The organism is Streptomyces sp. NPDC034085 (assembly GCF_055575555.1).
Genome location: NZ_JBVISL010000007.1, coordinates 348,870 through 373,491 on the forward strand (window position 1 = coordinate 348,870; position 24,622 = coordinate 373,491).

The 24,622-nt window shown below is 73.7% G+C and carries 23 protein-coding genes; 12 read left to right on the top strand and 11 right to left on the bottom strand.

Annotated features, from left to right (window positions below; genetic code table 11):
* Positions 1-2: 2 nt before the first annotated feature.
* Positions 3-707 (bottom strand): response regulator transcription factor, encoded by a 705-nt coding sequence (locus tag ACZ501_RS24755; RefSeq protein WP_468798116.1) that lies wholly within the window; start codon positions 705-707, stop codon positions 3-5.
* A gap of 278 nt (positions 708-985) precedes the next feature.
* On the opposite strand from ACZ501_RS24755, the gene ACZ501_RS24760 reads away from it, so the two are divergent.
* The 8 genes from ACZ501_RS24760 (at position 986) to ACZ501_RS24795 (ending at position 7,243) form a co-directional block, all read left to right on the top strand.
* The gene (locus ACZ501_RS24760) at positions 986-1,771 is read left to right on the top strand and encodes an amino acid ABC transporter ATP-binding protein (protein WP_361607272.1); all 786 of its coding nucleotides are present in this window, start codon (positions 986-988) and stop codon (positions 1,769-1,771) included.
* A gap of 98 nt (positions 1,772-1,869) precedes the next feature.
* Positions 1,870-2,724, top strand: coding sequence for a glutamate ABC transporter substrate-binding protein (locus ACZ501_RS24765; protein WP_361607275.1), 855 nt, complete (start codon positions 1,870-1,872; stop codon positions 2,722-2,724).
* Between the two features lie 84 nt (positions 2,725-2,808).
* Positions 2,809-3,483, top strand: a complete 675-nt coding sequence (locus tag ACZ501_RS24770) for an amino acid ABC transporter permease (protein WP_361607278.1) — start codon at positions 2,809-2,811, stop codon at positions 3,481-3,483.
* The gene (locus tag ACZ501_RS24775; RefSeq protein ID WP_361607281.1) at positions 3,480-4,364 is read left to right on the top strand and encodes an amino acid ABC transporter permease; all 885 of its coding nucleotides are present in this window, start codon (positions 3,480-3,482) and stop codon (positions 4,362-4,364) included. Before ACZ501_RS24770 ends, ACZ501_RS24775 begins: the two co-directional genes overlap by 4 nt.
* Before the next feature lie 186 nt (positions 4,365-4,550).
* Positions 4,551-6,122, top strand: a complete 1,572-nt coding sequence (locus ACZ501_RS24780; protein WP_468798119.1) for an FAD-dependent monooxygenase — start codon at positions 4,551-4,553, stop codon at positions 6,120-6,122.
* A gap of 33 nt (positions 6,123-6,155) precedes the next feature.
* Positions 6,156-6,242, top strand: coding sequence for a putative leader peptide (locus ACZ501_RS24785; RefSeq protein ID WP_311318651.1), 87 nt, complete (start codon positions 6,156-6,158; stop codon positions 6,240-6,242).
* Between the two features lie 81 nt (positions 6,243-6,323).
* On the top strand, positions 6,324-6,857 hold the full coding sequence (locus tag ACZ501_RS24790) for a cupin domain-containing protein (protein ID WP_361607287.1): 534 nt from the start codon (positions 6,324-6,326) through the stop codon (positions 6,855-6,857).
* Complete coding sequence (locus ACZ501_RS24795; protein ID WP_361607293.1) at positions 6,848-7,243, top strand: rhodanese-like domain-containing protein; 396 nt, start codon at positions 6,848-6,850, stop codon at positions 7,241-7,243. Before ACZ501_RS24790 ends, ACZ501_RS24795 begins: the two co-directional genes overlap by 10 nt.
* Positions 7,244-7,621: 378 nt before the next feature.
* Here ACZ501_RS24795 and ACZ501_RS24800 read toward each other — a convergent pair whose 3' ends face one another.
* From ACZ501_RS24800 to ACZ501_RS24815, 4 genes are all read right to left on the bottom strand, one after another.
* Positions 7,622-10,195 (bottom strand): ABC transporter permease, encoded by a 2,574-nt coding sequence (locus ACZ501_RS24800; RefSeq protein ID WP_468798122.1) that lies wholly within the window; start codon positions 10,193-10,195, stop codon positions 7,622-7,624.
* 108 nt (positions 10,196-10,303) lie between these two features.
* The gene (recX, locus tag ACZ501_RS24805) at positions 10,304-10,867 is read right to left on the bottom strand and encodes a recombination regulator RecX (RefSeq protein WP_361601102.1); all 564 of its coding nucleotides are present in this window, start codon (positions 10,865-10,867) and stop codon (positions 10,304-10,306) included.
* Positions 10,868-10,870: 3 nt separating this feature from the next.
* On the bottom strand, positions 10,871-11,983 hold the full coding sequence (gene recA / locus ACZ501_RS24810; RefSeq protein WP_361601099.1) for a recombinase RecA: 1,113 nt from the start codon (positions 11,981-11,983) through the stop codon (positions 10,871-10,873).
* 260 nt (positions 11,984-12,243) lie between these two features.
* Positions 12,244-13,074 (bottom strand): S1 family peptidase, encoded by an 831-nt coding sequence (locus ACZ501_RS24815; RefSeq protein WP_468798125.1) that lies wholly within the window; start codon positions 13,072-13,074, stop codon positions 12,244-12,246.
* A gap of 295 nt (positions 13,075-13,369) precedes the next feature.
* On the opposite strand from ACZ501_RS24815, the gene ACZ501_RS24820 reads away from it, so the two are divergent.
* Positions 13,370-13,795: a hypothetical protein gene (locus ACZ501_RS24820; RefSeq protein WP_361601093.1), complete on the top strand. Its 426-nt coding sequence runs from the start codon at positions 13,370-13,372 to the stop codon at positions 13,793-13,795.
* Positions 13,796-13,861: 66 nt separating this feature from the next.
* Here ACZ501_RS24820 and ACZ501_RS24825 read toward each other — a convergent pair whose 3' ends face one another.
* Entirely contained in the window at positions 13,862-14,434 is a 573-nt protein-coding gene (locus ACZ501_RS24825) for an HPP family protein (RefSeq protein ID WP_468798128.1), read from the bottom strand.
* A gap of 165 nt (positions 14,435-14,599) precedes the next feature.
* Between ACZ501_RS24825 and ACZ501_RS24830 the strand changes: the two genes are divergently transcribed.
* Positions 14,600-15,355, top strand: a complete 756-nt coding sequence (locus ACZ501_RS24830; protein WP_468798131.1) for a Clp protease N-terminal domain-containing protein — start codon at positions 14,600-14,602, stop codon at positions 15,353-15,355.
* Here ACZ501_RS24830 and ACZ501_RS24835 read toward each other — a convergent pair.
* Together ACZ501_RS24835 and ACZ501_RS24840 are read right to left on the bottom strand one after the other, a co-directional pair.
* Complete coding sequence (locus tag ACZ501_RS24835; RefSeq protein ID WP_362464042.1) at positions 15,309-16,400, bottom strand: AI-2E family transporter; 1,092 nt, start codon at positions 16,398-16,400, stop codon at positions 15,309-15,311. The two genes, ACZ501_RS24830 and ACZ501_RS24835, sit on opposite strands and share 47 nt — an antisense overlap.
* A 302-nt stretch (positions 16,401-16,702) precedes the next feature.
* A complete protein-coding gene (locus ACZ501_RS24840) occupies positions 16,703-16,897 on the bottom strand; it encodes a DUF3046 domain-containing protein (RefSeq protein WP_361601084.1) in 195 nt (64 codons plus the stop codon).
* Positions 16,898-16,978: 81 nt separating this feature from the next.
* Here ACZ501_RS24840 and ACZ501_RS24845 point away from each other — a divergent pair, with 81 nt between their 5' ends.
* The gene (locus ACZ501_RS24845) at positions 16,979-18,007 is read left to right on the top strand and encodes a hypothetical protein (RefSeq protein WP_468798133.1); all 1,029 of its coding nucleotides are present in this window, start codon (positions 16,979-16,981) and stop codon (positions 18,005-18,007) included.
* Here ACZ501_RS24845 and ACZ501_RS24850 read toward each other — a convergent pair.
* The 3 genes from ACZ501_RS24850 to ACZ501_RS24860 form a co-directional block, all read right to left on the bottom strand.
* Positions 17,976-18,284, bottom strand: a complete 309-nt coding sequence (locus tag ACZ501_RS24850) for an AzlD domain-containing protein (protein WP_361601078.1) — start codon at positions 18,282-18,284, stop codon at positions 17,976-17,978. The genes ACZ501_RS24845 and ACZ501_RS24850 overlap by 32 nt on opposite strands.
* A complete protein-coding gene (locus ACZ501_RS24855; RefSeq protein ID WP_361601114.1) occupies positions 18,281-19,000 on the bottom strand; it encodes an AzlC family ABC transporter permease in 720 nt (239 codons plus the stop codon). The genes ACZ501_RS24850 and ACZ501_RS24855 overlap by 4 nt, the downstream gene beginning before the upstream one ends.
* An 85-nt stretch (positions 19,001-19,085) precedes the next feature.
* Positions 19,086-19,919, bottom strand: coding sequence for an AraC family transcriptional regulator (locus ACZ501_RS24860; RefSeq protein WP_468798136.1), 834 nt, complete (start codon positions 19,917-19,919; stop codon positions 19,086-19,088).
* Positions 19,920-19,999: 80 nt separating this feature from the next.
* On the opposite strand from ACZ501_RS24860, the gene ACZ501_RS24865 reads away from it, so the two are divergent.
* Entirely contained in the window at positions 20,000-24,592 is a 4,593-nt protein-coding gene (locus ACZ501_RS24865; RefSeq protein ID WP_468798139.1) for an ATP-dependent helicase, read from the top strand.
* Positions 24,593-24,622: the final 30 nt, after the last annotated feature.

Consider the following 24,622-nt stretch of genomic DNA (forward strand, 5'->3'; position numbering starts at 1 on the left):
CGCTAGGGGGCGGGCGGGGTGACGAGCCGGTAGCCCACCCCGCGGACGGTCTCGATGAGCGCGGGCATGCCCAGCTTGGAGCGCAGCGAGGCGACGTGGACCTCGAGGGTGCGGCCGGTGCCCTCCCAGCTGGTGCGCCACACCTCGCTGATGATCTGCTCGCGGCGGAAGACCACGCCGGGCCGCTGGGCGAGCAGGGCCAGCAGGTCGAACTCCTTGCGGGTCAGCGGTACGTCGGCGCCGTCCACGGTGACGCGGCGGGTGGGCAGCTCGATGCCGACGGGGCCGAGCCGGACCATGCCGGGGGCGCTCGCGGGGGCGGCGGCGGCTTCCTCGGAGGCACCGGTGCGCCGGGCGACGGCGTGGATGCGGGCGAGGAGTTCGCCGGTGTCGTACGGCTTGACCACGTAGTCGTCGGCGCCCATGTTCAGGCCGTGGATGCGCGAGCGCACATCGCCCCGGGCGGTGACCATGATGACGGGCGTGGAGGTGCGCTTGCGGATCTTGCCGCACACCTCGTAGCCGTCCTGGTCGGGCAGGCCCAGGTCCAGGAGGACCACGCCGAAGGGCTTGGCCCCGGCGGGCAGCAGCGCCTGGAGGGCCTCCTCGCCGTTGCGGGCGTGGGTCACCTGGAAGCCGTGCCGGGCGAGGATCGCCGACAGGGCGGCGGCGACGTGGTCGTCGTCCTCGACGAGCAGCAGCCTCATGGCGTCCCCCTTCCCTCTTTTTCCGCTTCAGCTTCCGTACACATGGTCACCATGCATCCACGCCCATGGGAGAGTCCCACGTCAAGGGGGTTCCGGTCCGGCGAGTCTTCCGTTATGCACCCGGTACGCGTACGCCGCGCCCCTCGCGGGGGTCCGCGTACGGAGCGTATCGGTGCGAGGCCGTTTCGTTATGCTCAATTCTCCCTCAGATGTGATGACGGTGTGCACGCGTCATCACTACTGTCCTCCCAACCGACGGAGGACGGAGCAAGAAGCCGATGAGCGGAGTATCAGTGACCAAGGACGTGCAGGATGCGGCCGGTGCCGCGGACGGCCTGGTCGTACTGAGCAACGTCAACAAGCACTTCGGCGCGCTGCACGTGCTTCAGGACATCGATCTGAGCATTGCCAGCGGTGAGGTCGTCGTGGTGATCGGGCCCTCGGGCTCGGGCAAGTCGACGCTGTGCCGGACCATCAACCGGCTGGAGACCATCGACTCGGGCAGCATCACGCTGGACGGGAAGCCGCTGCCGGCCGAGGGCAGGGAACTGGCCCGGCTGCGCGCCGACGTCGGGATGGTCTTCCAGTCGTTCAACCTGTTCGCGCACAAGACGGTGTTGCAGAACGTGATGCTGGGTCAGCTCAAGGTCCGCAAGACGGACCAGGCTGCCGCCCTGGAGAAGGCGAAGGCCCTGCTGGACCGGGTGGGGGTCGGTGCGCAGGCCGACAAGTACCCGGCGCAGCTGTCCGGCGGTCAGCAGCAGCGCGTGGCGATCGCCCGGGCGCTGGCGATGGACCCGAAGGTGATGCTCTTCGACGAGCCCACCTCCGCGCTGGACCCGGAGATGATCAACGAGGTGCTGGAGGTCATGCAGCAGCTCGCCCGCGAGGGCATGACGATGGTGGTCGTCACGCACGAGATGGGCTTCGCCCGTTCGGCGGCCGACCGGGTCGTCTTCATGGCGGACGGGAAGATCGTCGAAGAAGCCGCCCCGGAGCAGTTCTTCAGCGCCCCGAAGAGCGACCGCGCCAAGGACTTCCTCTCGAAGATCCTGCACCACTGACGCTCTCGTCTGGTAGTGATCCGATCGACGGCTCGTGCCGTCGCCCACGACGTGTCCAGCTCGTCGTCCAACAACGTCTCACCCGAGGGAAGTTCACCATGAAGGTTCTCAAGACCGGCGCGGCCGTGGCCACGGCCGTCGTTCTCGCCCTGACGGCGACCGCCTGTGGCGGCGGCAGCAAGGACACCGCGAGCGACGCGGGCCCCTCCGGCGGCGGCAAGTCGGACAAGATCGTCATCGGCATCAAGTTCGACCAGCCGGGTCTCGGCCTCAAGACCCCGGACGGCAAGTTCGAGGGCTTCGACGTCGACGTCGCCACGTACGTGGCCAAGGAGCTCGGCTACCAGCCGGACCAGATCGAGTGGAAGCAGGCGGTCAGCTCCGAGCGCGAGAACCTGATCTCCAACGGGGACGTCAAGTTCATCGCCGCGACCTACTCGATCAACGACAAGCGCAAGGTGAAGGTCGACTTCGCCGGTCCGTACTTCGTGGCCCACCAGGACCTGCTGGTCCGCGCCGACGACAGCTCGATCACCAAGGTCGAGGACCTCAACAAGCGCAAGCTCTGCTCGGTCACGGGTTCCACCTCGGCGCAGAACATCAAGAAGGACCTGGCCAAGGACGCCGACCTGCTGGAGCAGGGTGGCTACTCCGAGTGCCTCACCGCGCTGGAGAACAAGTCCGTCGACGCGCTGACCACGGACAACTCGATCCTCGCCGGCTACGCCGCGCAGGAGAAGAACAAGGGCAAGTTCAAGCTCGTCGGCCTGAACATGAGCACCGAGAACTACGGCATCGGTCTGAAGAAGGGCGACAAGGACCTCCAGACCAAGATCAACGCCGCGCTCAGGAAGATGGTCGCGGACGGCGCCTGGGAGGCGGCCGTGAAGAAGAACCTCGGCCCGGCCGACTACAAGAACGAGCCTGCCCCGCAGATCACCGAAGGCAGCTGATTTCCCGGCGGGGTGCGCCGCCGTCCGCCCGTCCGCGGGCGGCGGCGCGCCCCGCCGGCCATCCTGGGGAGAGCGCAGGGCAACGTGTTCGACTTTCTTGATTCCGGGCAGTACGACCTGCTCGGAGCCTTCTGGGTGACGGTTCAGCTCACCCTCTACTCGGCGGTGGGCTCCCTGATATGGGGCACCGTCCTGGCCGGGATGCGGGTCAGCCCGGTCCCGCTGATGCGGGCCTTCGGCACCGCGTACGTCAATCTGGTCCGCAACACGCCGCTGACCCTGCTGATCATCGGCAGCTCGCTGGGCCTCAGCCAGACCCTCGGCATGAACATGGGCGGCGACACCTTCAAGGAGACGGGCTTCCGGCTCGCCGTCCTCGCGCTGGCCGCGTACACCGGCACCTTCGTCTGCGAGGCGCTGCGCTCGGGCATCAACACCGTGCCCGTCGGTCAGGCCGAGGCGGCGCGCGCGCTGGGGCTGAGCTTCTTCCAGGTGCTCACCCTGATCGTGCTCCCCCAGGCCTTCCGGGCGGTCGTCGCGCCGCTCGCCAACGTACTGATCGCGCTCACCAAGAACACCACGGTGGCCGCGGCCATCGGCGTGGCCGAGGCGGCCCTGCTGATGAAGGAAATGATCGAGAACGAGGCGCAGGCGCTCTTCGCCGTCTTCGGGATCTTCGCCCTCGGTTTCTGCCTGCTGACCCTGCCCACCGGTCTGCTGCTGGGCTGGGTGGCCAAGCGAGTGGCGGTGAAGCGATGAGCTCCGTGCTGTACGACGTCCCCGGCCCCAAGGCCAGGATCCGCAACTGGATCTTCACGGCCGTCTTCCTGGCGGTCTTCGCGCTCGCCGCCTGGTGGATCCTGTCCGTCATGGCGGAGAAGAACCAGCTCGACGCCGACAAGTGGACCCCCTTCGTCACCGACAGCCGGATCTGGACCACGTACCTGATCCCGGGCCTGCTGGAGACCCTGAAGGCCGGCGCGATCGCCATGCTGATCGCCCTGCCCCTGGGCGCCCTGCTGGGCATCGGCCGGCTCTCCGACCACGCCTGGGTCCGCGTCCCGGTCGGCGCGGTCGTGGAGTTCTTCCGCGCCATCCCGGTGCTGATGCTGATGATCTTCGGCTCGGCCTTCTTCGTCCAGTTCGTCCCCGCGGTGTCCTCGGACTTCCGGCCGCTGTACGCGGTGATCACCGGTCTGGTCCTGTACAACGCGGCGGTCATCGCGGAGATCGTCCGGGCGGGTGTGCACTCCCTGCCGCGCGGCCAGACCGACGCCGCCAAGGCGATCGGCATGCGCAAGGGCCAGACCATGGTCCACGTGCTGATCCCGCAGGCCGTCACGGCGATGCTGCCCGCCCTGGTCAGCCAGCTGGTGGTGATCCTCAAGGACACCGCCCTCGGCGGCTCGCTGCTCGGCCTGACCGAACTGCTGGCGACGAACCGGCAGATCTCGGCGAACTACAGCAACACCATCGCCACGCTCGTGGTGATCGCCCTGATCTACATCGCGGTGAACTTCGCCCTCACCTCCTTCGCCTCGTGGATGGAGGGCCGGCTGCGGAAGTCGAAGAAGAGCACCGGCGCGGTGGTCGAGGTGGCCAAGGTCGACGACATGGCCACCGGCGCGGCGGCCACCTGATCAGGCCCGGCCGCGAGGCCGCCTCAGCGCTGACATAGGGTCAGTCATCGTGCGTAGCCCGTGTGGTGCGGCGGAATCCTCCGCCGCACCACACGCTGCTGTCCGGGGCCGGTGTCACTTGACGTAGGAACCTTCAGTGGGTTGCATACGTTCTGTGATCACATACCGGACATCGGAAGCCGCATCATGGACCCGGTGATCGTCGTCGGCGCGGGGCCCGTCGGGCTGTCCCTGTCCCTCGCCCTGGCCGGCCACGGAGTGCCCAGCGTCCTGCTCGACGAGGGGCCCGGCAAGGACGAGCCGCGGCCCGCCCGCAGCGTCGTCCTGCACTCCGACACCGCCGCCATGGCGCACCGGCTGGGCTGTACGACCCTGCGCGACGAGGGCGTCCCGTACGCGGCCTGGCGGACGATGAGGCGCCGTCAGGAGTCCCGGCGGATCACCTTCGAGGGCCAGAGCGCCCCCCTGCACCTGCCGCAGCACGCCCTCACGCGCGGACTGCGCGACGCCGCCGCGGCGCACCCCCTGGTACAGCTGGTCACCGGCACCAAGCTGGACTCCTTCGAGCAGGACGAACGCGGGGTCACCGCGCGCACCCGGGGCACCGAGAGCACCTGGTGGCGCGGCAGCCACCTGGTCGGCTGCGACGGGGCCCGCTCCACGGTGCGCAAGCTGCTCGGCATCCGCTTCCCCGGCCGGACCGCCGTCGAGCGGCACGCCGTGGCCGCGCTGCGCGCCGAACTGCCCTGGCCCGGCGAAGCGCTGCTGCACCGCAGCCCGCCGTCCGGGCCCGAGGAGATCACCGCCCGGCCGCTGCCCGACGGGGTGTGGCGGCTGGACTGGCTGCTGGCCGCCCGGGGGGAACTCGTCACGCCGGACGCCCTCGTCACCCTCATCCGGGACACCCTGGCCCTGTGGTGCGGCGGCAAGACGCCCCCGTACGACCTGATCGACACCGGCGTGCACACCCTGCACCACCGGCTCGCCCGGCGCTGGCGCGACTGCCGGGCCTTCCTCGCCGGGGACGCCGCGCACCTGCTGGGCGCGCTCGGCACCCAGGGCGTCGAGGAGGGACTGCGCGACGCGGAGAACCTCGCCTGGAAGCTCGCCCTGGCCTGGCACCAGGGCGCCTCCGAGGCCCTCCTCGACAGCTACGAGGGCGAACGGCGCACCGCCGTCGCCGCCCGGCTGCGCGCCGCCGACCAGGCCGTTCCCGTACTGCGCGGCGGGGGCGGCCTGCGCACCCTGCTGCCGGGGACGGGCCGGTCCGCCGAAACCCTGCTGACCGACGGCCACCTGGGCCGGGGCCCGCTGGGCGCGCCGCCGGTGTACGCGCCGCCGGTGGCCGTACGCGAGGTCCCGACGGCGACCGAGCCGGGCGGGCCCGTGGCGAACGTACCCGTGACCGCGCCCGACGGAGCCACCGTCCCGCTGCGCGACCTGCTGGGGCGGGGCCGGCTGCTGGTGCTGCTGGTCGCGCCGGGCACCGGGGTGTGGGACCGGCGGCACTGGCTGGGCGCCGGGCTGATGCCCCGGCTGGCGGCGGCCGTGAGCGCCCTGCCGGTGCCGGCCGACCTGCTGGTCGCCGACGGCTATCCGGGGGCGCCGGCGCACACCGTGCTCCTGGTCCGGGCCGACGGACATCTGGCGGCCACGTTCGCGGGCGTCCGGCCGGCCGAGCTGTACGAGGCGGCCGACGCCGTCCGCGCGGGGGCCCCGGCGGGGGCTCCGGCGACACCCGCTCCTGTGATCGATTGACCGTCCTCGGGGGCCCGTGGTTCACTCGCGGACATGACCGGCAACGACGTACGCCTGTGGCGGAGGGTTCACATGGACCTGCTCCGCTACGCGGGCTGCGTGTGTCGCCCCTCCTGCTGATTCGCCCTTCCTCCGCGCGCCCCCGTGCCCTTTCCGGGTAGGCGCGCGCACCTCCGCGAACCCCCAGGACGGTCACCACCCATGCCTTCTCCCGTGTCCACGCACGCCCCTGCCCGCTCCGCGGCTCCGACCGCGGCGGAACTCCTCGCCTTCGCGCTGCGCACCGCCTCCGACACCGAGATCGTCGACTCGCTCCCCCTCGACCCGGAGGGCCGCACCTGGATCCGGCTCGACGGTCCCGGCGGCAGCGAGGCCTGGCTGATCGGCTGGCCGCCGGGCACCGGCACCGGCTGGCACGACCACGCCGAGTCCCGCGGCGCGTTCGCCACGGCGCGGGGCCGGCTCATCGAGCACTCCCTGACCGTACGCCTGCCCTCGGAGGGCTGGCAGAGCCTCGAACTGGCCCCCGGGGTGGACCGCACCCGCAGCCTCGGAGCGCTCAGCGGCCGGGCCTTCGGCGAGCACCACGTCCACGAGGTGCTGAACGGCTCCGCCACCGAGCACGCGGTGTCGGTCCACGCGTACTACCCGCCGCTGCCGCTGATCCGGCGGTACGGCCGGAGCGGTCCGGTGCTGCGCCTGGAGCACGTCGAGCGCCCGGCGGACTGGCAGTGAGCGCCGTGGGCATCGACGAGCTGCTGGAGCGGGTCCGCGCGACGTACGACCGCGTCGGCCCGCGGGAGGCGTACGAGGCGTCGCTGGACGGGGCCCTGCTGGTGGACATCCGCTACCAGGCGCTGCGCGAGCGGGACGGAGTGATCCCGGGGGCGGTGGTCGTGGAGCGCAACGAACTGGAGTGGCGGCTGGACCCCTTGGGCTCCCACCGCCTCCCGGAGGCCGTCTCGCACGACCTGCGGGTGGTGGTGATCTGCAACGAGGGCTACGCGTCTTCGCTGGCTGCGGCGTCGCTTCACGCGCTGGGGCTGCGGCGGGCGACCGACCTCACGGGCGGCTTCCAGGCGTGGCGCGCGGCGGACCTCCCGGTGATCGCCCTTTCCTGACGCGCCGCACGCGCCGCCCGTCCGTGGCCGGCCACGCCTTCTCCGGGCGCCGCCGGCCTCGCACCGCCGTCGGCCCTGGCGGGCGGGGTTCGTGGGGGGGGTGCCGCTGAGCCGGGCCCGGGTGGCCGGCCGCTGCGCGGTGCGGCCCCCCTCCCCGCCCTTCGCCCGTTCCCCGGGCTCTGCCCGGACCCGCGCCTCATACGCCGGCGGGCTGGGAGAATTCGCGCAGCGAATTTCCAGCCCGCGCGGCGTTTGAGCGCACCGGGCGCGCAGCGCCCGGTACCGGGGTCAGGGGCGGAGCCCCTGGGAACGGTGGAAGGGCGGGGAGGGGACCGCACCGCGCAGCGGCTCCCCCCACCCGCCCGGCCAGGGCAAGGGCTACGCCTTCGACGTGGCCACCTCCACCGGGCGCGGCCGCAGCGCCCCCCGGCCCGCGAGGCCCGTGGCGGTGAGCGCCAGCACCCCGGCCGCACCGACCACCACCGCGTACACCAGCGGCAGCACCGCCGGCGCGGCCGACCCCGTCATGCCCACGCTGAAGGCCGTCAGCACCGCCAGTGCGATCCCGGATCCCAGCCCCACCCCCATCAGCAGCACGGCGAGCGTCTCGGTGCGGAGCATCCGCAGCACCTGCCGCCGCTTCGCCCCGGCCAGCCGCAGCATCGCGAACTCCCGGAACCGCTCCGCGGTGGACATCGCCAGGGTGTTGACCACCGCGATGGCGGTGAAGGCCAGGACCAGGCCCATGGCCAGCAGGTTGATCTCGGCCCCTGCGGCCTGCCGCCGCTCCCGCGCCGCGTCGGCGTCCGCCGCGGACAGCACCGCCACCCCCGGGACGTCCCGTACGGCCGCGGCCAGCCGCTCCCGCCCGGTCCCCGGCTCCGCCGCGACGAGCACGCTGGCGGCGAGGGGGTTGTCGACGTGCGCGGCCACGAGCGCGTGCGGCAACGTCAGGTCCCCGAAGCCGAGCCCCCGCGCGTACACGGCGGCCACCGTCAGCGTCACCGGCGTGCCGTCGCCCAGGGTCAGCTTCAGCGGGCTGCCCGGCTCCAGTCCCAGCTGGTCGGCGGCGAGTTCGCTGACGGCGGCGCCGCCCTCGCCGAAGCCGTCCAGGCTGCCCCGGGTGACCCGCGGGTCCCAGGTGCGGGTGAGGCCCGCCGGGGTCACGCCCTGGGCCGCGTACTTGGTCAGGCCGACCCGTACCGAGGTGTGCACGATCTCGGTCGCCGCCGTGACGCCCGGCGTACGCCGGATCCGCTCGGCGGCGCCGGCGCTCACGCCCGGGCCCTGTGCGGCGAGGACCCAGGGGGCGCGTACCCCTTCGCGGGCCTGCGCGCGGGCCGCGTCTGCGAGCGTGGGGGTGACGAAGAGCACGGTGCAGGTCATCCCGATCAGCAGGGTGAGCGGGGTGACGGCGGAGGCCATGCGGGTGGCGTTGCCGCGCAGGTTCGCGGTGGCCAGGCGGCCCCCGGGGCCGGTCAGGTGCAGCGGTCCGGCGAGCAGCGCCGTCGCGAGGCGGACCAGGAGCGGGCCGAGCAGCGACACCGCCCCGGCCAGCACCACCACGGCGAGGAAGGTGACGGGGGTGGAGGCGGGCTCGGTGCGCAGCGAGCCGAGGACGACCACCAGTACGGCCCCGCCCGCCAGCAGGAGCAGTCCGGCCGCGGTGCGGATCCAGGCGGGCCGTCCCCGCTCGACGGCGGCTTCGGCGAGCGCCTCGGCGGGGCGGATCCGGGCGATGCGGCGCCCGGTGATGCGCGCGGCGGCCCAGGCTCCGAGCAGGCTCGCCGCGACGGCGGCGAACATCGGGAAGATCCCGGCGGTGCGCTCCAGGGTGGCCGGGATCACTCCGGCGGCGACGAAGCGGCCGTGCAGCCAGGCGGCCAGCGGCAGTCCGGCGAGGGAGCCGGCGACACCGCCGGCGAGGCCGACGAGCAGCGCCTCACGGCCGATCATGCGCCGCAGCTGCTTGGGGGTGGCTGCGACGGCCCGCAGCAGGGCCAGTTCGCGGTAGCGCTGCTGGACGGAGAGGGCGAAGGTGCCGACGACGACGAGGACCGCGACGAGCAGGGAGGTGCCGCCCATGGCGCCGCCCATGGAGACCAGCTTGACGCGTGCTCCGGCGGCGTCGAGGAACTCGACCGGCCCGCGCGCGTCCCCGTGGGCCACCTGCGCGGTGGCGCCCTGCGGGGTGTCGGCCAGGGCCCGTCCGACCTGGCCGGCGAGTTCTGCGGCGTTCACTCCGGGCCGGGGCAGCACTCCGATGGCGGTGACCTGTCCGGCGCGGGCCGCGAGCCGTTCGGCCTCGGTGTCGCTGAAGAAGAGGGAGGTCTGCCGGCCGAGGTCGCCGCGGGCGGCCCGCGCGACGCCGCTGACGGTGTACGTCTTCGGCTCGCCGGTGGCCTGCACGGTCAGCCGGGCTCCTGCGCCCAGCCCCGCCCGGGCGGCCAGGGCCCGGTCGATGACCACCTCGTCCCCGGCCCGGGGGGCGCGGCCTTCGGCGAGCGTGAAGGGGGTGAGGACGGCGGAGGTCCAGGCGTGCCCGTACGAGGGCTGCGCCGCACCGTCCGGTTTCCCAGGGCCCGGCGCCTTGATCATCGGGACGGCCTGGAAGGTCAGCTCGGGCACGGCCCGTTCGACGCCGGGCACGGAGCGGACGGTCTCCACGGCCGAGGCCGGCAGCCAGGCCCGCTCGGCGACGGGCTTGGCCTTGTGCTTCGTCTTGGTCTTGCCCTTCTTCTCCTTGACCGTCGTCTGGTGGACGCTCTGGTCGGCGGAGACGACCACGGGGGTGCCCGCGTAGCGCTCGGAGGCGATCCGGCCGCGCAGTCCGGTCTCCAGGAGCGTGCCGCAGGCGGTGATCAGGGCCGCCGCGCACAGGAGCGCGACGAAGGCTCCGAGGAAACCGGCTTTGCGGTCCCGGACGGTCTGAAGGGCGTAACGCAGCATCATGCGGTCAACTCTGGCCGCGGGCCGGTCTTCCGGCACTGGAGCGCCCCGGCGTCCTCGCCCGGGGGCTACCCCCACCCCGGCGTCCGCACCCCGGGGCCGGCCTGCGCCTCAGGGCCCGGGGTATCCCAGGTCGTCGGCGTCCTCGCCCTCGGCCTCCAGCGCGCGCCGGACCACCCGCAGGGCCATGCCCTCCGGGTATCCCTTGCGGGCGAGCATCCCGGCGAGGCGCCGGATCCGCTTGTCCCGCTCCAGGCCGCGCGTGCCGCGGAGCTTGCGCTCCACGAGGTCCCGGGCGGTCTGCTCCTCCTGGTCGGAGTCCAGCTGTTCCAGCGCCTCCTGGACGAGGGTGTGGTGCACCCCCTTGGTCCGCAGCTCCTGCGCGAGCGCCCGGCGGGCCAGGCCCCGGCCGCGGTGCCGGGACTCCACCCAGGCGTCGGCGAAGGCGGCGTCGTCGATCAGGCCCACCTCCTCGTACCGGGAGAGGACCTCCTGCGACACCTCCTCGGGGATGCCCCGTTTCGCCAGGGCGTCCGCGAGCTGCCGCCGGGTGCGCGGCATCCCGGTGAGCAGGCGCAGGCAGATCGCCCGCGCCTGCTCCTCGGGACTCTGGGGCGGCAACTCCTGGCGGCCCTCACGGCCGCCGCCTGCGCCGCCCCTTTCCTGCTCCCGCACGGATCAGCTCTTGGCCACGGCGGCCTTGGCCGTCGTCTTGGCCTTCGACGCGGGGGCGGGGACACCGGCTGCGGCGTCGGCGGCCGGCGCGGCGGCGGGCTCGTCGGCCTCGACGTCCTTGCGGACGCCCACGCCGAGCTTCTCCTTGATCTTCCGCTCGATCTCGTTGGCGAGGTCGGGGTTGTCCTTCAGGAAGTTGCGGGCGTTCTCCTTGCCCTGGCCGAGCTGGTCGCCCTCGTACGTGTACCAGGCACCGGCCTTGCGGATGAAGCCGTGCTCCACGCCCATGTCGATCAGGCCGCCCTCGCGGCTGATGCCCTGGCCGTAGAGGATGTCGAACTCGGCCTGCTTGAAGGGCGGCGCGACCTTGTTCTTCACGACCTTGCAGCGGGTGCGGTTGCCGACCGCCTCCGTGCCGTCCTTCAGGGTCTCGATGCGGCGGATGTCGATGCGCACGGAGGCGTAGAACTTCAGCGCGCGGCCACCGGTGGTGGTCTCCGGCGAGCCGAACATCACACCGATCTTCTCGCGGAGCTGGTTGATGAAGATCGCGGTGGTCTTGGACTGGTTCAGCGCACCGGTGATCTTGCGCAGCGCCTGGCTCATCAGGCGGGCCTGGAGACCCACGTGCGAGTCGCCCATCTCGCCCTCGATCTCCGCGCGCGGGACGAGCGCCGCGACGGAGTCGATGACGATCAGGTCGAGCGCGCCGGAGCGGACCAGCATGTCGACGATCTCGAGCGCCTGCTCACCGGTGTCCGGCTGGGACAGGATGAGGTTGTCGGTGTCGACCCCGAGGGCCTTGGCGTACTCGGGGTCGAGCGCGTGCTCGGCGTCCACGAAGGCCACGGTGCCGCCGGCCTTCTGGGCGTTCGCCACGGCGTGCAGGGTCAGGGTCGTCTTACCGGAGGACTCCGGGCCGTAGATCTCGACCACACGGCCGCGCGGCAGCCCGCCGACGCCGAGGGCGATGTCCAGCGCGGTCGACCCGGTGGGGATGACCTCGATGGGGTCGTTCGGCTTGTCGCCGAGGCGCATGACCGCACCCTTGCCGAATTGCCGTTCAATCTGTGCGAGCGCGGCGTCGAGAGCCTTCTCGCGGTCGGTGCCTGCCATGGGTTCCACCCGGTTTGCTTGAGTCGATCGCTTCACGCCATTGACGCTAACGCCTGCCACTGACAATGCGCTCCCACACCCGTTCCGGCTGTGGATAACCCATCAGAATGGATGTTCGATTTCCGTGTCAAGCGAGCCACGCCCGCCCCGGCGCCCGACGGCGCGAGCCCCGGCGGCACGGGGCCGACGGGGCTCGCGGGGCGGAGCGGGGCGGGGTGAGCGGGGCGGGACGGAGCGGGCGGAGCGGGCGGACCGGGCGGCTACGGCTTCGGCAGCACGCAGCCCGGGCGGTTCAGGTCGATCTGGTTGCCGGGTCCGATGCAGGGAACGAGGGTGTAGGTCTGCTGGGCGTAGTTGATGCCCTGGCGGACCGTGACGTTGCCGCTCTCGTCCACCTCGCACGGGTTGTTGTCCGTGCAGCGCTGGCCGTCCTCGTTGCCCGTGTTGTTGACGGCGACGACCCTGCCGGTCGCCGTGTCGATCACCGGCGAGCCGGAGGTGCCTCCGATGGTGTTGCAGGAGGAGGTGTAGCGGACCGAGTCCTTCCAGGTCCAGGCGCCCTCCTTGAGGCGGTACGCGAACCCGTCGACGTTGCAGCTGTAGGTCCGCTTCCAGTACCCGGAGACCACCTTGATGGACGTGCCCTGCACCGGGTGGGTGTCGTTGAGGGTGAGGGCGCTGATCCCGTACTGGCTCTGGATCTGCGCGTACGTCTTGGTCAGCTGGTAGAGCGAGACGTCCGTGTCCGTCATCGTCCCGTACGCGATCTTGCTGGCGCGCAGCGTCGCGACCCTCGAGCCCGCGGCGTTGAGCAGGGAGAAGGAACGGCTGGACGCCCGGTTCACGAGGACCTCGCCGGGGGCCGGGAAGCCGGTCTCCAGGCAGTGGCCGTTGGACAGGACCAGCGCGGGGTCGCCCGGCTGGGAATTGGGGGTGCGGACGACGGAGCCCGAGCAGTTGCTGAGTGCGACCGTGCCCGCGTAGGTGACGGCGACGGCGGACGCGGTGTCGGGGGTCGAGGCCACGGCCGGGGCTGCTGCCACTCCTGTCAGGAGCAGGGAGAGCACGGCGCCGGCGAGAGGCTTCTTCATGTGGGGGTTCCCCTCTGGTGACGAATGCGACCGAAGATCCTTCGGTTGTCATGCGCATTCTCAAACCCTCCCGGTCAACTCACAAGAGGGCATGGCCAGTTGGAGATGCCGCCCGCCAGAACGGCTGAAAGGGGATCCGGAACCAACTATTCCAACACCCCACGAGGCGGGCGTCGGCGCCCATACCCGGGCGCATGGCCAACCACCCCGGGCTGGCGCGAAATCACCCCTCGACGGCCGGTACTCTGCGGTGCCCCCGATGACGGGGGCCGTGACATTCCGCTCAGGAGGACCCATGGCCGTCAAGAAGGCCACGATCCAGCAGCAGGTGGCAGACGCCCTCGCCCAGGCGAACCCCGCCGACCGCCCCATCGTCACCATCCAGGCCATCGCCGGCCCCAGCGTGTGGCTGATGAGCATGCTCGGCCTCATCGGCCAGGCGTTCCTCTCCTACTACTTCGTCACCGTCACCGAGCAGGCGGTGGTGCTCCACAAGGCGAGCCGGATGAGCAACCGCCCCCAGGAGATCGTCTTCGCGATATCGCCCGCCGAGGCCGTCGGCAGCATCACGGAGGTCAAGCGCAACGCCATCTGGAGCTCGTTCCGCATGCAGCTCCCCGGCCAGGCCGCGCCGACCCGGATGAACGTGCACCGCATCTGGCGCGCCGAGATGGACCAGCTGCTCGGCCTGCTGACGGGTCAGAACCAGCCCACCGCGTGACACCTGACGGCCGGTGACCGACCGGTCGGCGGAGGGGTCTCGTCCCCAGCCCCCTCCGCCCCCGGCTCACCACCAGTAGACCGGGTACCGCACCGCCCCCCGCCGTGCGCGCGAGGCGGCCATTCCCGCCAGCACCAGCAGCACCGCCGCCCCCACCAACAGCGGTACGAACACCACCGGATCCGGCGCCTGGAGCACCACCACCACGGTGGTCGCCGCCGCCGGCGAATGCGGGGTCCGGGCCAGGGTCATGACCCCCACCGCCACTCCGGCCCCGAGCGCCGCCACCCACGGCGCGCTCCCCAGCAGCGCCAGCCCCAGGTAGCCCACCGCCGCGCACAGCAGGTGCCCGGCGACGACACTGCGCGGCTGGGCCAGTGGCAGCGCGGGCACCCCGTAGACGATCGCCGCGCTCGCCGCGATCGGCGGGATCAGCACCGGCTCGTGCAGGACCGCCCCGACGGCGACGAGCGCCAGCAGCGCGGCCGCCGCGACGCCACCGCTGTGCAGGGCGGTGGCCGGGGCCGGCGGCGCGGGCGCGGGGGCACGGCCCGCGAACGGGTTCCGGGGCGCCGGGCGGGCCCGGCCGCCGGCCGCCACGGCCCGCCCGGTGCTCGTGTCACTCGTGTCCACACTCATGCGCCCGGTCTACGCGCCCTCCACATCGCGGCCCTATACGGACAGCGCGGCCGGATCCGCACACCTGGAGGCCGGCAGCCGACGACACCGGCGACGGACGACACCGGCAGCCCGACTGACAACCACGGGTTGACACCCTCCGACTGTCAACCTAGGGTTGCGCTCATGACGAACCCTTCGATGGAACCCGTTCGCATGGCCAATCCGGTACGCCTCGACGAGCTGATCGAGGCCATCAAGAAGGTCCACTCCGACACCCTCGAGCAGCTCAGCGGGGCGGTCGTCGCCGCCGAGCACCTCGGCGACGTGGCCGACCACCTCATCGGCCACTTCGTGGACCAGGCCCGCCGCTCCGGCGCCTCCTGGACCGACATCGGCCGCAGCATGGGCGTCACCCGCCAGGCCGCCCAGAAGCGCTTCGTACCCAAGGCGGACAAGGACGGCGACCCCGGCCTCGACCCGAGCCAGGGCTTCGGCCGCTTCACCCCCCGCGCCCGCGGCGTCGTCGTCTCGGCGCAGAACGAGGCGCACGCCGCCCGCAACACCGAGATCCGCACCGAGCACCTGCTCCTGGGCCTGCTCGCCGAGACCGAGGGCCTGGCCGCCCAGGTCCTCACCTCCCGCGGCATCGAGCCGGAGCCGCTGCGCGCCGCCGCGACCGCGGCCCTGCCCCCCGCCGCGGCGGAGCTCCCCGCGCTCGTCCCCTTCGACGCCAACGCCAAGAAGGCCCTGGAGCTCACCTTCCGCGAGGCCCTGCGCCTGGGCCACGGCTACGTCGGCACCGAGCACATCCTGCTCGCGCTCCTGGAGCTGGAGAACGGCGAGGGCCCGCTCAGCAGCGCCGGCCTCGACAAGGCCGCCGCCGAGGCGACCGTCACCGAAGTCCTCGCAGCCGTACTCGGCGAGGGCGAAGAGAAGTAGCCCCGCCGGCCGCGGCGCCCGTCAGCTCGTACCGCTTCACGTACGCGCCGAGGAAGGCCTGCAGGGTGGCGACGGCGGGGATCGCGATGAGCGCGCCGACCGCGCCCAGCAGGGCGGTGCCCGCGACGACCGACCCGAAGGCCACGGCGGGGTGGATGTCCACGGTCCTGGCGGTCAGCTTGGGCTGCAGGACGTAGTTCTCGAACTGCTGGTAGACCACCACGAACCCGAGGACGTACAGCGCGTACCAGGGATTGACGGCGAAGCCGATCAGGATCGGCAGCGCGCCCGCCAGATAGGTGCCGATGGTGGGGATGAACTGGGAGACCAGCCCCACCCAGACGGCGAGCGCGGGCGCGTAGGGCATGTCGAGCACCGCGAAGAGGACGTAGTGCGCGACACCGGAGATCAGCGCCATCAGCCCGCGCGAGTACAGGTAGCCGCCCGTCTTGGCCACGGCGATCTCCCAGGCGCGCAGCACCTCGCGCTGCTTCGCGGGCGGCAGCACGGAGCACAGCGCGCGCCGCAGCCTCGGCCCGTCGGCGGCGAAGTAGAAGGCGAACAGGCCGATCGTCAGCAGCCGGAAGAGCCCGCCGAGCACGGTGGTGGAGACGTCGAGCACGCCGCTCGCGCTGTTCTGCACGTACTTCTGGAGCCACTGCGAGTGCAGGAGGCTGTCCTGGATCTCCAGCCGGGAGAGCTGGGTGTGGAAGGTGCTGTTGATCGAGTCGATCACCGAGTCGAGGTAGCGCGGGAAGCCCTCGACCATGGCGACGATCTGCCCGGCGAGCATCGAGCCGAGCAGCGCGAGGAACCCGGCGCCGAAGACGAACACGGCCAGGAACACCAGGAAGGTGGCGAGCCCGCGGCGCATGCCGCGGGCCGCCATCCTGGACACGGCCGGTTCGATCGCGAGTGCGAGGAAGAACGCGATCAGGATGTTGACGAGCAGCCCGATCAGCTGGTGGAAGGCCCAGCTGCCGAGCTGGAAGCAGGCGATCAGGGCCAGTACGAGGACCACCGCGCGCGGCAGCCAGCGCGGCATCCGCGCGTCCGCACCGGCCGCCCCGCCGGTCAGGGCCGTGCCGGGCGGGACACCGCCCGCGCCGGCCGTGTCCCGGCCGCCCCCTGCGGGCCGGCCCGCCGTCCCGGGGCCCGTGTCACCGGGCCCCTCTCCGGGCCTGTCACCAGCCGCCGCACCTGCCGTGCCCGCGGCCGCCGCCGCCCCCGTCGTCCCGTCGCTTCGTCCGTCTGTCGCTGCCACGCCGTCCAGTCTGTCCCACCGGCCGCCCCGACCACGAAGCCGCGCACCCGGTCCGCGCCCCGGCGCCCGCCGCCGCGGCGGCGTCAGCGCAGCGAGGCCGGCACGTCCACCGCCGAACACACCGCGCGCCACACGTCCTTGGCCTCCCAGCCCGCGTCCAGCGCCTGGTGGACGGTGCGTCCGCCCAGTTCGGCCATCACGTGGTCCCGGGCGAAGGAGTCCGCGTAGCCCTCGCCGAAGTGCTCGGCCATCCGCTCCCAGAAAATCGTCAACCGCATGCCTCCAGTATCCCGCTCCGGAGAGTGCACCCGACCCGTTGCCGCCCTGCGCCCCGGTCCGCGCGCCCTACGGTGTCACGCATGCCTGGAGACGAAGCTTCCGCGCCGGCGGCACCGAGCCCGGCGGCCCCCTCGGCCCCCTCCGCTCCGCCGGCCGCACCGACCGCACCGGCCCGCGCCGAGCAGTTCGTCTGGCTCACGGCCAGGGTGCTGGAGCAGCGGCGGTTCGCGTTCCACTTCCTCGGCGGGAGCCCCGATCCGGTGGACACCGCCCTCGGCTCCTACCTGGGCGAGGACGGGGGCTACGGCCACGGCCTCGACCCGGACCTGCGCGGCCCGCTGAGCCAGCCTCTGCACACCGCGCACGCCCTGCGGATCCTGGACGGCCTCGGCCGGTGCGCCGGCCAGCGCATCGAGCGGCTCTGCCGCCACCTGACCCGGATCTCCACCCCGGAGGGGGCGCTCCCGCTGGTGCTGCCCGGCCCGCGCGCCTACCCCGCGGCCCCGTACCACCCGGTCTGCGACGACCCTCCGGGTTCGCTGCTGACCACGGGTCCCGTCGTCGGGCTGCTGCACCGCAACCGGATCTGGCACGCCTGGCTGTTCCGGGCGACGGACTTCTGCTGGGAGCGGGTCGAGACGCTGCGCCACTGGCACCCGTACGAGGTCCAGAGCGCGGTCGCGTTCCTCGACGGGGCCCCCGACCGGGCCCGTGCCGCGGCGGCCGCGGACCGGCTGGGGCGGCTGGTGCGCGAGCGGCGCCTGGCGGTGCTCGAACCGGAGCTGCGCGCGCAGTACCCGACCTCCCCCGGCTACGCCCCGGGCGAGCAGCTGTTCCCGTACGACTACGCGCGGCGGCCGGAGTCGCTGGCCCGCGGCTGGTTCACCGACGAGGAGATGCGGCGCTCCCTGGACTTCCTCGCGGCGGAGCAGCGGCCCGACGGCGGCTGGCCGGTGCGCCGGCGGGCCTGGGCGCCGGGCAGCTCGCTGGAGCGGCGGCCGATCGCCACCCTGGAGGCCCTGCTGACGCTGCGGGCGTACGGGCACCCGTCGACGGCGCCGGCCGGGGACGGCGGGGTCAGCCTCCCAGGGCCCGGACGCCCGCGGTGACGACCACCGCGGCGCCGACGACCAGCAGGAACGGGGCCCGCAGCAGCAGCGCGACCCCGGCCGCGGCGAGCCCGGCGGCCCGGGCGTCGAGGACCAGCTCGTGCCCGGTGCTGAAGGTCTGCTGGGCGGTGAGCGCGGCCAGCAGCGCGACCGGCAGCAGCGCGGAGAGCCGGCGCACCGCGGGCCGCTCCAGGGCGCCGGCGGGGACGAGCAGTCCGGCGAGCTTGACGGCGTAGCAGCCGGCGACGGTGAGCCCGATGGCGATCCAGACGTTCACGAGCGTCCTCCCTTCGGCGATCGGCGGCCCGTCATCCACAGCACCACGGGCGCGGCCAGCGCGGCGATCAGTACGGGCACCCCGGCGGGCAGCACGGGCAGGAAGCCCAGCCCCAGCACCAGGGCGAGCGCGGCGACGGCCCGCTCGGTGGCGCTCTTCAGCATCGGAGCGAGCAGCGCGAGGAAGACGGCCGGACCGGCGGCGTCCAGCCCCCAGGCGGCGGTGTCCCCGATGGCCTCGGCACCGAGCGCGCCCAGCAGGGTGGTGAGGTTCCACAGCAGGTAGAGGGCGAGCCCGGTGACGGTGAACCCGAGCCGGGCCGACCTGCGGTCGGGCTGGGCCAGGGCGACGGCGGTGGTCTCGTCGATCACCCAGTGCGCGGCGAGGGGCCGTACGGCCTTCGGCAGCGCCAACAGCTGGGACAGCCGCAGCCCGTAGAAGGCGTTGCGGGTGCCGAGGAAGAACGCCCCGGCGGCGGCCGTGAACGGGTTGCCGCCCGCGGCGAGCGCTCCGACCAGCGCGAACTGCGAGGCGCCGGTGAAGACGAGCAGGCTCAGCACGCACGCCTGGAGCACGCTGATCCCGGCCCCGGCCGCGGTCACCCCGAACGCGAACCCCGACAGCCCGACGGCCACGCCGACCCCGAGCGAATCCCGTACGACGGCGGCCGCGGGCCGTCCCTCGCCGACCCCTTCGGGGGCCTCCTGCATCACCATCCGATGTTCTCCCACGCCCCGAACGTACGCAGGGCGGGGCGGCCGAGTCTTGTACGTTCTTGCGGGCGGGCCGGTGACCTGCGGCCTAGCCCGCGCGCTCGCGCCGGTAGGCGCCCGGCGGGACGCCCACGATCCGGGTGAAGTGCCGGTTCAGGTGCGGCTGGTCGGTGAAGCCGACGGTGACGGCCGCCTCGGCGGGCGGGGTCCCCGCGTCGAGCAGCCGGCGCGCCCTGCGGACCCGGGCGTCGGTGAGCCAGGTGTGCGGCGGCATCCCGTAACGGTCCCGGAAGGTGCGCAGCAGCGCGAAGGGGCTGGTCCCCAGCTCGGCGGCGAGCTGCTCCAGCGAGGGCGGCCGCGCCATCCGCTCCTCCAGCACGGCCCGGGCCCGTTCGGCTTCGGCGGCGCCCCCGCCGCGGACGGTACGGGCGGGCAGCGGGCCGGCGTGCCGGGCGAGCATCCGGGCCACGACGCCCCGCAGCAGGGTGTCGGCGGCCAGCGCGTTCCCGGCCTCGGCGGCCCGGTGCACTTCGGTGATGGCCCGCGCGCCTGGCGCGTCGGCGACCATGTCGGCGGTGAAGCCGGGGGTGCCGCGCAGGGTGGCGATCTCGGCGGCGACCTCGGCGATCAGGTCCCGCGAGGGGTAGAGGGTGGCGTACGCCCAGCCTTCGGGGACGCCGGCCCGGGCGGTGTGCGCGACTTCCGGGTTGATCAGCACCACGCTGCCGGGGCCGGCCCGCACCGTGCCGCCGGGCAGGCCGATCTCCTCGACGCCGCCGGTGACGGCCGCGATGACGTACCCGTCGTGGGCGTGGCGCGGGAAGGTGTGGCGTACGTAGTGGGCGCGCAGCAGGTCCAGCCCGGGCAGTTCGTCGTACTGCCAGTGCCGTGCCCACTCCCGGTGTCCGCCGTCCGTGCCCATGTGCTCATTCTGCGCCCCGCTCCGGCGGCGCGTTTGCCCAGGTGGGGCCTGTTGTCAGTGGCGGGGTGCACGATGGGGGCATGGCAGGCGCTGCGCTCGACTCGTTCTCCCCCGCGACCCGCTCGTGGTTCACGGGGGCCTTCCGTACGCCCACCTCCGCGCAGGAGGGCGCCTGGCGGGCCATCGGGGAGGGTTCGGACGTCCTGGTCGTGGCGCCGACCGGTTCCGGAAAGACCCTGGCGGCCTTCCTCGCGGCCCTGGACCGGCTCGCCTCGACGCCGCCGCCCGCCGAGCCGGGGAAGCGCTGCCGGGTGCTGTACGTGTCGCCGCTGAAGGCCCTGGCGGTCGACGTGGAGCGCAACCTGCGCAGCCCGCTGACCGGCATCCGGCAGGAGTCGGCCCGGCTCGGCCTGCCCGAGCCGGACATCCGGGTGGGGATCCGCTCCGGTGACACCCCGCCGGCCGAGCGCCGGGCGCTGGCCACCCGGCCGCCGGACATCCTCATCACCACTCCGGAGTCGCTGTTCCTGATGCTGACCTCGGCGGCGCGGGAGGCGCTGTCGGGGGTGGAGACGGTGATCCTGGACGAGGTGCACGCGGTCGCCGGGACCAAGCGCGGCGCCCACCTGGCGCTGTCCCTGGAGCGGCTGGACGAGCTGCTGCCGCGCCCGGCCCGCCGGATCGGGCTGTCGGCCACGGTCCGGCCGGTGGAGGAGGTGGCCCGCTACCTCGCCCCGCGCGGCCGGGTGGAGATCGTGCAGCCGCCGTCGACCAAGGAGTTCGACCTGTCGGTGGTCGTCCCGGTCGAGGACATGGGCGAGCTGGGGGGCTCCCCGGCGACCGAGGGCCGCGAGGGCGGGGACAAGCCGTCGATCTGGCCCCATGTGGAGGAGCGGATCGCGGACCTGGTGCAGGCGCACCGTTCGACGATCGTGTTCGCGAACTCCCGCCGTCTCGCGGAGCGGCTGTGCAACCGGCTCAACGAGATCGCCCACGAGCGGGCCACGGGCGAGCCGCTCGGCGAGGGCGCGCCTCCCCCGGCCGAGATCATGGCGCAGGCGGGTGCGGCCCTGGGCGCTCCGCCGCTGCTGGCGCGCGCCCACCACGGTTCGGTGTCCAAGGAGCAGCGGGCGCTGGTCGAGGAGGACCTGAAGGCGGGCCGGCTGCCCGCCGTGGTCGCCACCTCCAGCCTGGAGCTGGGCATCGACATGGGCGCGGTGGACCTGGTGGTGCAGGTGGAGTCGCCGCCCTCGGTGGCCTCGGGGCTCCAGCGCGTGGGCCGCGCCGGGCACCAGGTGGGCGCGGTCTCCACGGGTGTCGTCTTCCCCAAGTACCGGGGGGACCTCGTCCAGGCCGCCGTGGTCACCGAGCGGATGCGGACCGGGGCGATCGAGTCCCTGCGGATCCCCTCCAATCCGCTGGACGTGCTCGCCCAGCAGCTGGTGGCGATGACCGCGATGGACACCTGGCAGCTGGACGAGCTGCTCGCGCTGGTGCGGCGGGCGGCGCCCTTCGCGGCGCTGCCGGAGTCGGCGTTCACGTCGGTGCTGGACATGCTGGCGGGCCGCTATCCGTCGGACGCGTTCGCCGAGCTCAGACCACGCGTGGTGTGGGACCGGGTCGCGGGGACGATCACCGGCCGGCCCGGCGCGCAGCGCCTCGCCGTGACCTCCGGCGGCACCATCCCGGACCGGGGCCTCTTCGGCGTGTTCCTCGCGGGCGCCGACCCGAAGAAGGGCGGGGGCCGCGTCGGCGAGCTGGACGAGGAGATGGTCTACGAGTCCCGCGTGGGCGACGTCTTCACCCTGGGCACCACCTCCTGGCGGATCGAGGACATCACCCGGGACCGGGTCCTGGTCACCCCGGCGCCCGGGGTGCCGGGCCGGCTGCCCTTCTGGAAGGGCGACCAGCTGGGCCGGCCCCTCGAACTGGGGCGCGCGGTCGGCGCGTTCCTGCGGGAGCTCGGCGCGCTCACCGAGGAGGACGCCCGGCTGCGGCTGCTGGCGGCCGGCCTCGACGGCTGGGCCGCCGCCAACGTCCTGGCGTACCTGGCGGAGCAGCGGGAGGCCTGCGGCCACGTCCCGGACGACCGGACCATCCTGGTCGAGCGGTTCCGCGACGAGCTCGGAGACTGGCGGGTCGTCGTCCACTCCCCCTTCGGCGCCCAGGTGCACGCGCCGTGGGCGCTGGCGCTGGGTGCGCGCCTCGCCGAGAAGTACGGCATGGACGCCCAGGTGATGCACGCCGACGACGGGATCGTGCTGCGCCTGCCGGATGCCGACCTGCTCTCCATGGACCTCCTCGACCACGACCCGGCGCAGCCGGCGGCGTTCGAGTTCGACGACGAACAGGCCCCGCTGGGCGCGGCCGACGTCGCCTTCGACCAGGGCGAGGTGGCGGGGATCGTCACCGACCAGGTGGGCGGCTCGGCGCTGTTCGCCTCCCGGTTCCGCGAGTGCGCGGCGCGCGCCCTGCTGCTGCCGCGCCGCAGTCCCGGCAAGCGCACGCCGCTGTGGCAGCAGCGCCAGCGCGCCTCGCAACTGCTCCAGGTGGCCTCGGAGTTCGGCTCGTTCCCGATCGTGCTGGAAGCCGTACGCGAATGCCTCCAGGACGTGTTCGACGTACCGGGCCTGACGGAGCTGATGGGGGACATCGAGGCGCGCCGGGTCCGGCTGGTGGAGGTCACCACCCCCGAGCCCTCCCCCTTCGCCCGGTCCCTGCTCTTCGGGTACGTCGCCCAGTTCCTGTACGAGGGCGACTCGCCGCTGGCCGAGCGGCGGGCGGCCGCGCTCTCGCTGGACTCCCGGCTGCTGGCCGAGCTGCTGGGCCAGGCGGAGCTGCGGGAGCTGCTCGACGCCGAGGTGCTGGAGGAGCTGGAGCGGGAGCTCCAGTGGCTGACGGAGGACCGGCGCGCCAAGGACGCCGAGTCGGTGGCGGACCTGCTGCGCCTGCTGGGCCCGCTGACGGACGCCGAGCTGGCCGCGCGCGGGGCGGACCCGGCCTGGCCGCAGGCGCTCGCCGCCGCCCGGCGGTCGATCCGGGTGCGGATCGGCGGCGCGGACCACTGGGCGGCGATCGAGGACGCCGGCCGACTGCGGGACGCGCTGGGGACGGCGCTGCCCGTCGGGGTCCCGGAGGCCTTCACCGAGCCCGTCAAGGACCCGCTCGGTGATCTCCTGGCCCGGTACGCGCGCACCCACGGCCCCTTCACCACGGCCGCGGTGGCCGCCCGCCTGGGCCTGGGCGCGGCGGTGACCGAGGGCGCCCTGCACCGGCTCGCGGCGGCGGGCCGGGTCGTGCAGGGGGAGTTCCATCCGGCGGGGATCGGCCAGGAGTGGTGTGACGCGACGGTGCTGCGCCGGCTGCGGCGGCGCTCGCTGGCGGCGCTGCGCCAGGAGCTGGAGCCGGTCCCGCCCGCCTCGCTGGCCACCTTCCTGCCCCAGTGGCAGCACCTGGGCGGGGCCCTGCGCGGGATCGACGGCCTGGCCCGCGCCGTGGAGCAGCTTCAGGGGGCGCCGGTGCCGGCCTCCGCGCTGGAGCGGCTGATCCTGCCGTCCCGGGTGGCGGGGTACGCGCCGACGCTGCTGGACGAGCTGACCACCACCGGCGAGGTGGTGTGGGCGGGTGCGGGGGCGCTGGCGGGCAAGGACGGCTGGATCTCCCTGTACCTGGCGGACTCCGCTCCGCTGCTGCTCCCCGATCCGCACCCCCTGGAGCTGGGCCCGCTGCACCAGGCGGTCCTGGAGAGCCTCTCCGGCGGGTACGGCCTGTTCTTCCGCCAGCTCACCCAGTCCGTCCGCGCCCGCCATCCGGAGGCGTCCGACCTGGAGCTCTCCGAGGTGCTGTGGGACCTGGCCTGGTCGGGCCGGCTGACGAACGACACCCTGGCCCCGCTGCGCTCCCTGCTGGGCTCGGGCCGTACGGCGGGCGCCACCGCGCACCGCGCCCGGCGCACCGTGCCGCGCGGCCGGTACGGCAGCCTGAGCGCCACGGCCTCGCGTACGGGGCCGCCCACGGTGTCGGGCCGCTGGTCGCTGCTGCCCGCGCAGGCCCCCGACCCGACCCACCGCGCCCACGCCCTGGCCCGCACCCTGCTCGACCGGCACGGGGTGGTCACCCGGGGGGCGGTCGCGGCGGAGGGCGTCGAGGGCGGCTTCAGCGCGGTCTACCGGGTGCTGTCGGCGTTCGAGGACAGCGGCCAGGCCCGCCGCGGGTACGTGGTCGAGGGGCTGGGCGCGGCGCAGTTCGCGATGGACGGCGCCGTGGACCGGCTCCGGGCGGCCGAGAAGAACCCTCCCCCGCTGGCGGCGGTGGTGCTGGCCGCCGCCGATCCGGCGAACGCGTACGGGGCGGCCCTGCCCTGGCCGGAGCCCCCGGCCGGCGCCTCGCACAAGCCGGGCCGCAAGGCGGGCTCCCTGGTGGTCCTGGTCGACGGCGAGCTGGTCCTGTACCTGGAGCGCGGCGGCAAGACCCTGCTGGCGTGGCCGGAGCCCGGGGACCCGCGCCTGACGGCGGCCACGGAGGCGCTGGCCGCCGCGTCGCGTGCGGGCAGCCTGCCGGCCCTGACGGTGGAGCGGATCAACGCGGCGGCGGCCCTGACCTCGCCGCTGGGCCCGGCCCTGGAGGCGGCCGGCTTCCACGCCACCCCGAGGGGTCTGCGGATGCGCAACTGACGCCCGGCTCCGCTCCGCGGTCTCGGCCCG

Excerpts from the sequence above, each read along its gene's own strand:
- ACZ501_RS24855 (WP_361601114.1), bottom strand. The coding sequence starts at position 19,000 with ATGGTGATGCAGGAGGCCCCCGAAGGGGTCGGCGAGGGACGGCCCGCG.
- ACZ501_RS24840 (WP_361601084.1), bottom strand. The coding sequence starts at position 16,897 with ATGCGGTTGACGATTTTCTGGGAGCGGATGGCCGAGCACTTCGGCGAG.
- ACZ501_RS24800 (WP_468798122.1), bottom strand. The coding sequence starts at position 10,195 with ATGATGCTGCGTTACGCCCTTCAGACCGTCCGGGACCGCAAAGCCGGT.
- ACZ501_RS24845 (WP_468798133.1), top strand. The coding sequence starts at position 16,979 with ATGCCTGGAGACGAAGCTTCCGCGCCGGCGGCACCGAGCCCGGCGGCC.
- ACZ501_RS24825 (WP_468798128.1), bottom strand. The coding sequence starts at position 14,434 with ATGAGTGTGGACACGAGTGACACGAGCACCGGGCGGGCCGTGGCGGCC.
- ACZ501_RS24755 (WP_468798116.1), bottom strand. The coding sequence starts at position 707 with ATGAGGCTGCTGCTCGTCGAGGACGACGACCACGTCGCCGCCGCCCTG.
- ACZ501_RS24860 (WP_468798136.1), bottom strand. The coding sequence starts at position 19,919 with ATGGGCACGGACGGCGGACACCGGGAGTGGGCACGGCACTGGCAGTAC.
- ACZ501_RS24830 (WP_468798131.1), top strand. The coding sequence starts at position 14,600 with ATGACGAACCCTTCGATGGAACCCGTTCGCATGGCCAATCCGGTACGC.
- ACZ501_RS24765 (WP_361607275.1), top strand. The coding sequence starts at position 1,870 with ATGAAGGTTCTCAAGACCGGCGCGGCCGTGGCCACGGCCGTCGTTCTC.
- ACZ501_RS24775 (WP_361607281.1), top strand. The coding sequence starts at position 3,480 with ATGAGCTCCGTGCTGTACGACGTCCCCGGCCCCAAGGCCAGGATCCGC.
- ACZ501_RS24835 (WP_362464042.1), bottom strand. The coding sequence starts at position 16,400 with ATGCCGCGCTGGCTGCCGCGCGCGGTGGTCCTCGTACTGGCCCTGATC.
- ACZ501_RS24760 (WP_361607272.1), top strand. The coding sequence starts at position 986 with ATGAGCGGAGTATCAGTGACCAAGGACGTGCAGGATGCGGCCGGTGCC.
- ACZ501_RS24865 (WP_468798139.1), top strand. The coding sequence starts at position 20,000 with ATGGCAGGCGCTGCGCTCGACTCGTTCTCCCCCGCGACCCGCTCGTGG.
- ACZ501_RS24820 (WP_361601093.1), top strand. The coding sequence starts at position 13,370 with ATGGCCGTCAAGAAGGCCACGATCCAGCAGCAGGTGGCAGACGCCCTC.
- ACZ501_RS24780 (WP_468798119.1), top strand. The coding sequence starts at position 4,551 with ATGGACCCGGTGATCGTCGTCGGCGCGGGGCCCGTCGGGCTGTCCCTG.
- ACZ501_RS24785 (WP_311318651.1), top strand. The coding sequence starts at position 6,156 with ATGACCGGCAACGACGTACGCCTGTGGCGGAGGGTTCACATGGACCTG.
- ACZ501_RS24790 (WP_361607287.1), top strand. The coding sequence starts at position 6,324 with ATGCCTTCTCCCGTGTCCACGCACGCCCCTGCCCGCTCCGCGGCTCCG.
- recA (WP_361601099.1), bottom strand. The coding sequence starts at position 11,983 with ATGGCAGGCACCGACCGCGAGAAGGCTCTCGACGCCGCGCTCGCACAG.
- ACZ501_RS24815 (WP_468798125.1), bottom strand. The coding sequence starts at position 13,074 with ATGAAGAAGCCTCTCGCCGGCGCCGTGCTCTCCCTGCTCCTGACAGGA.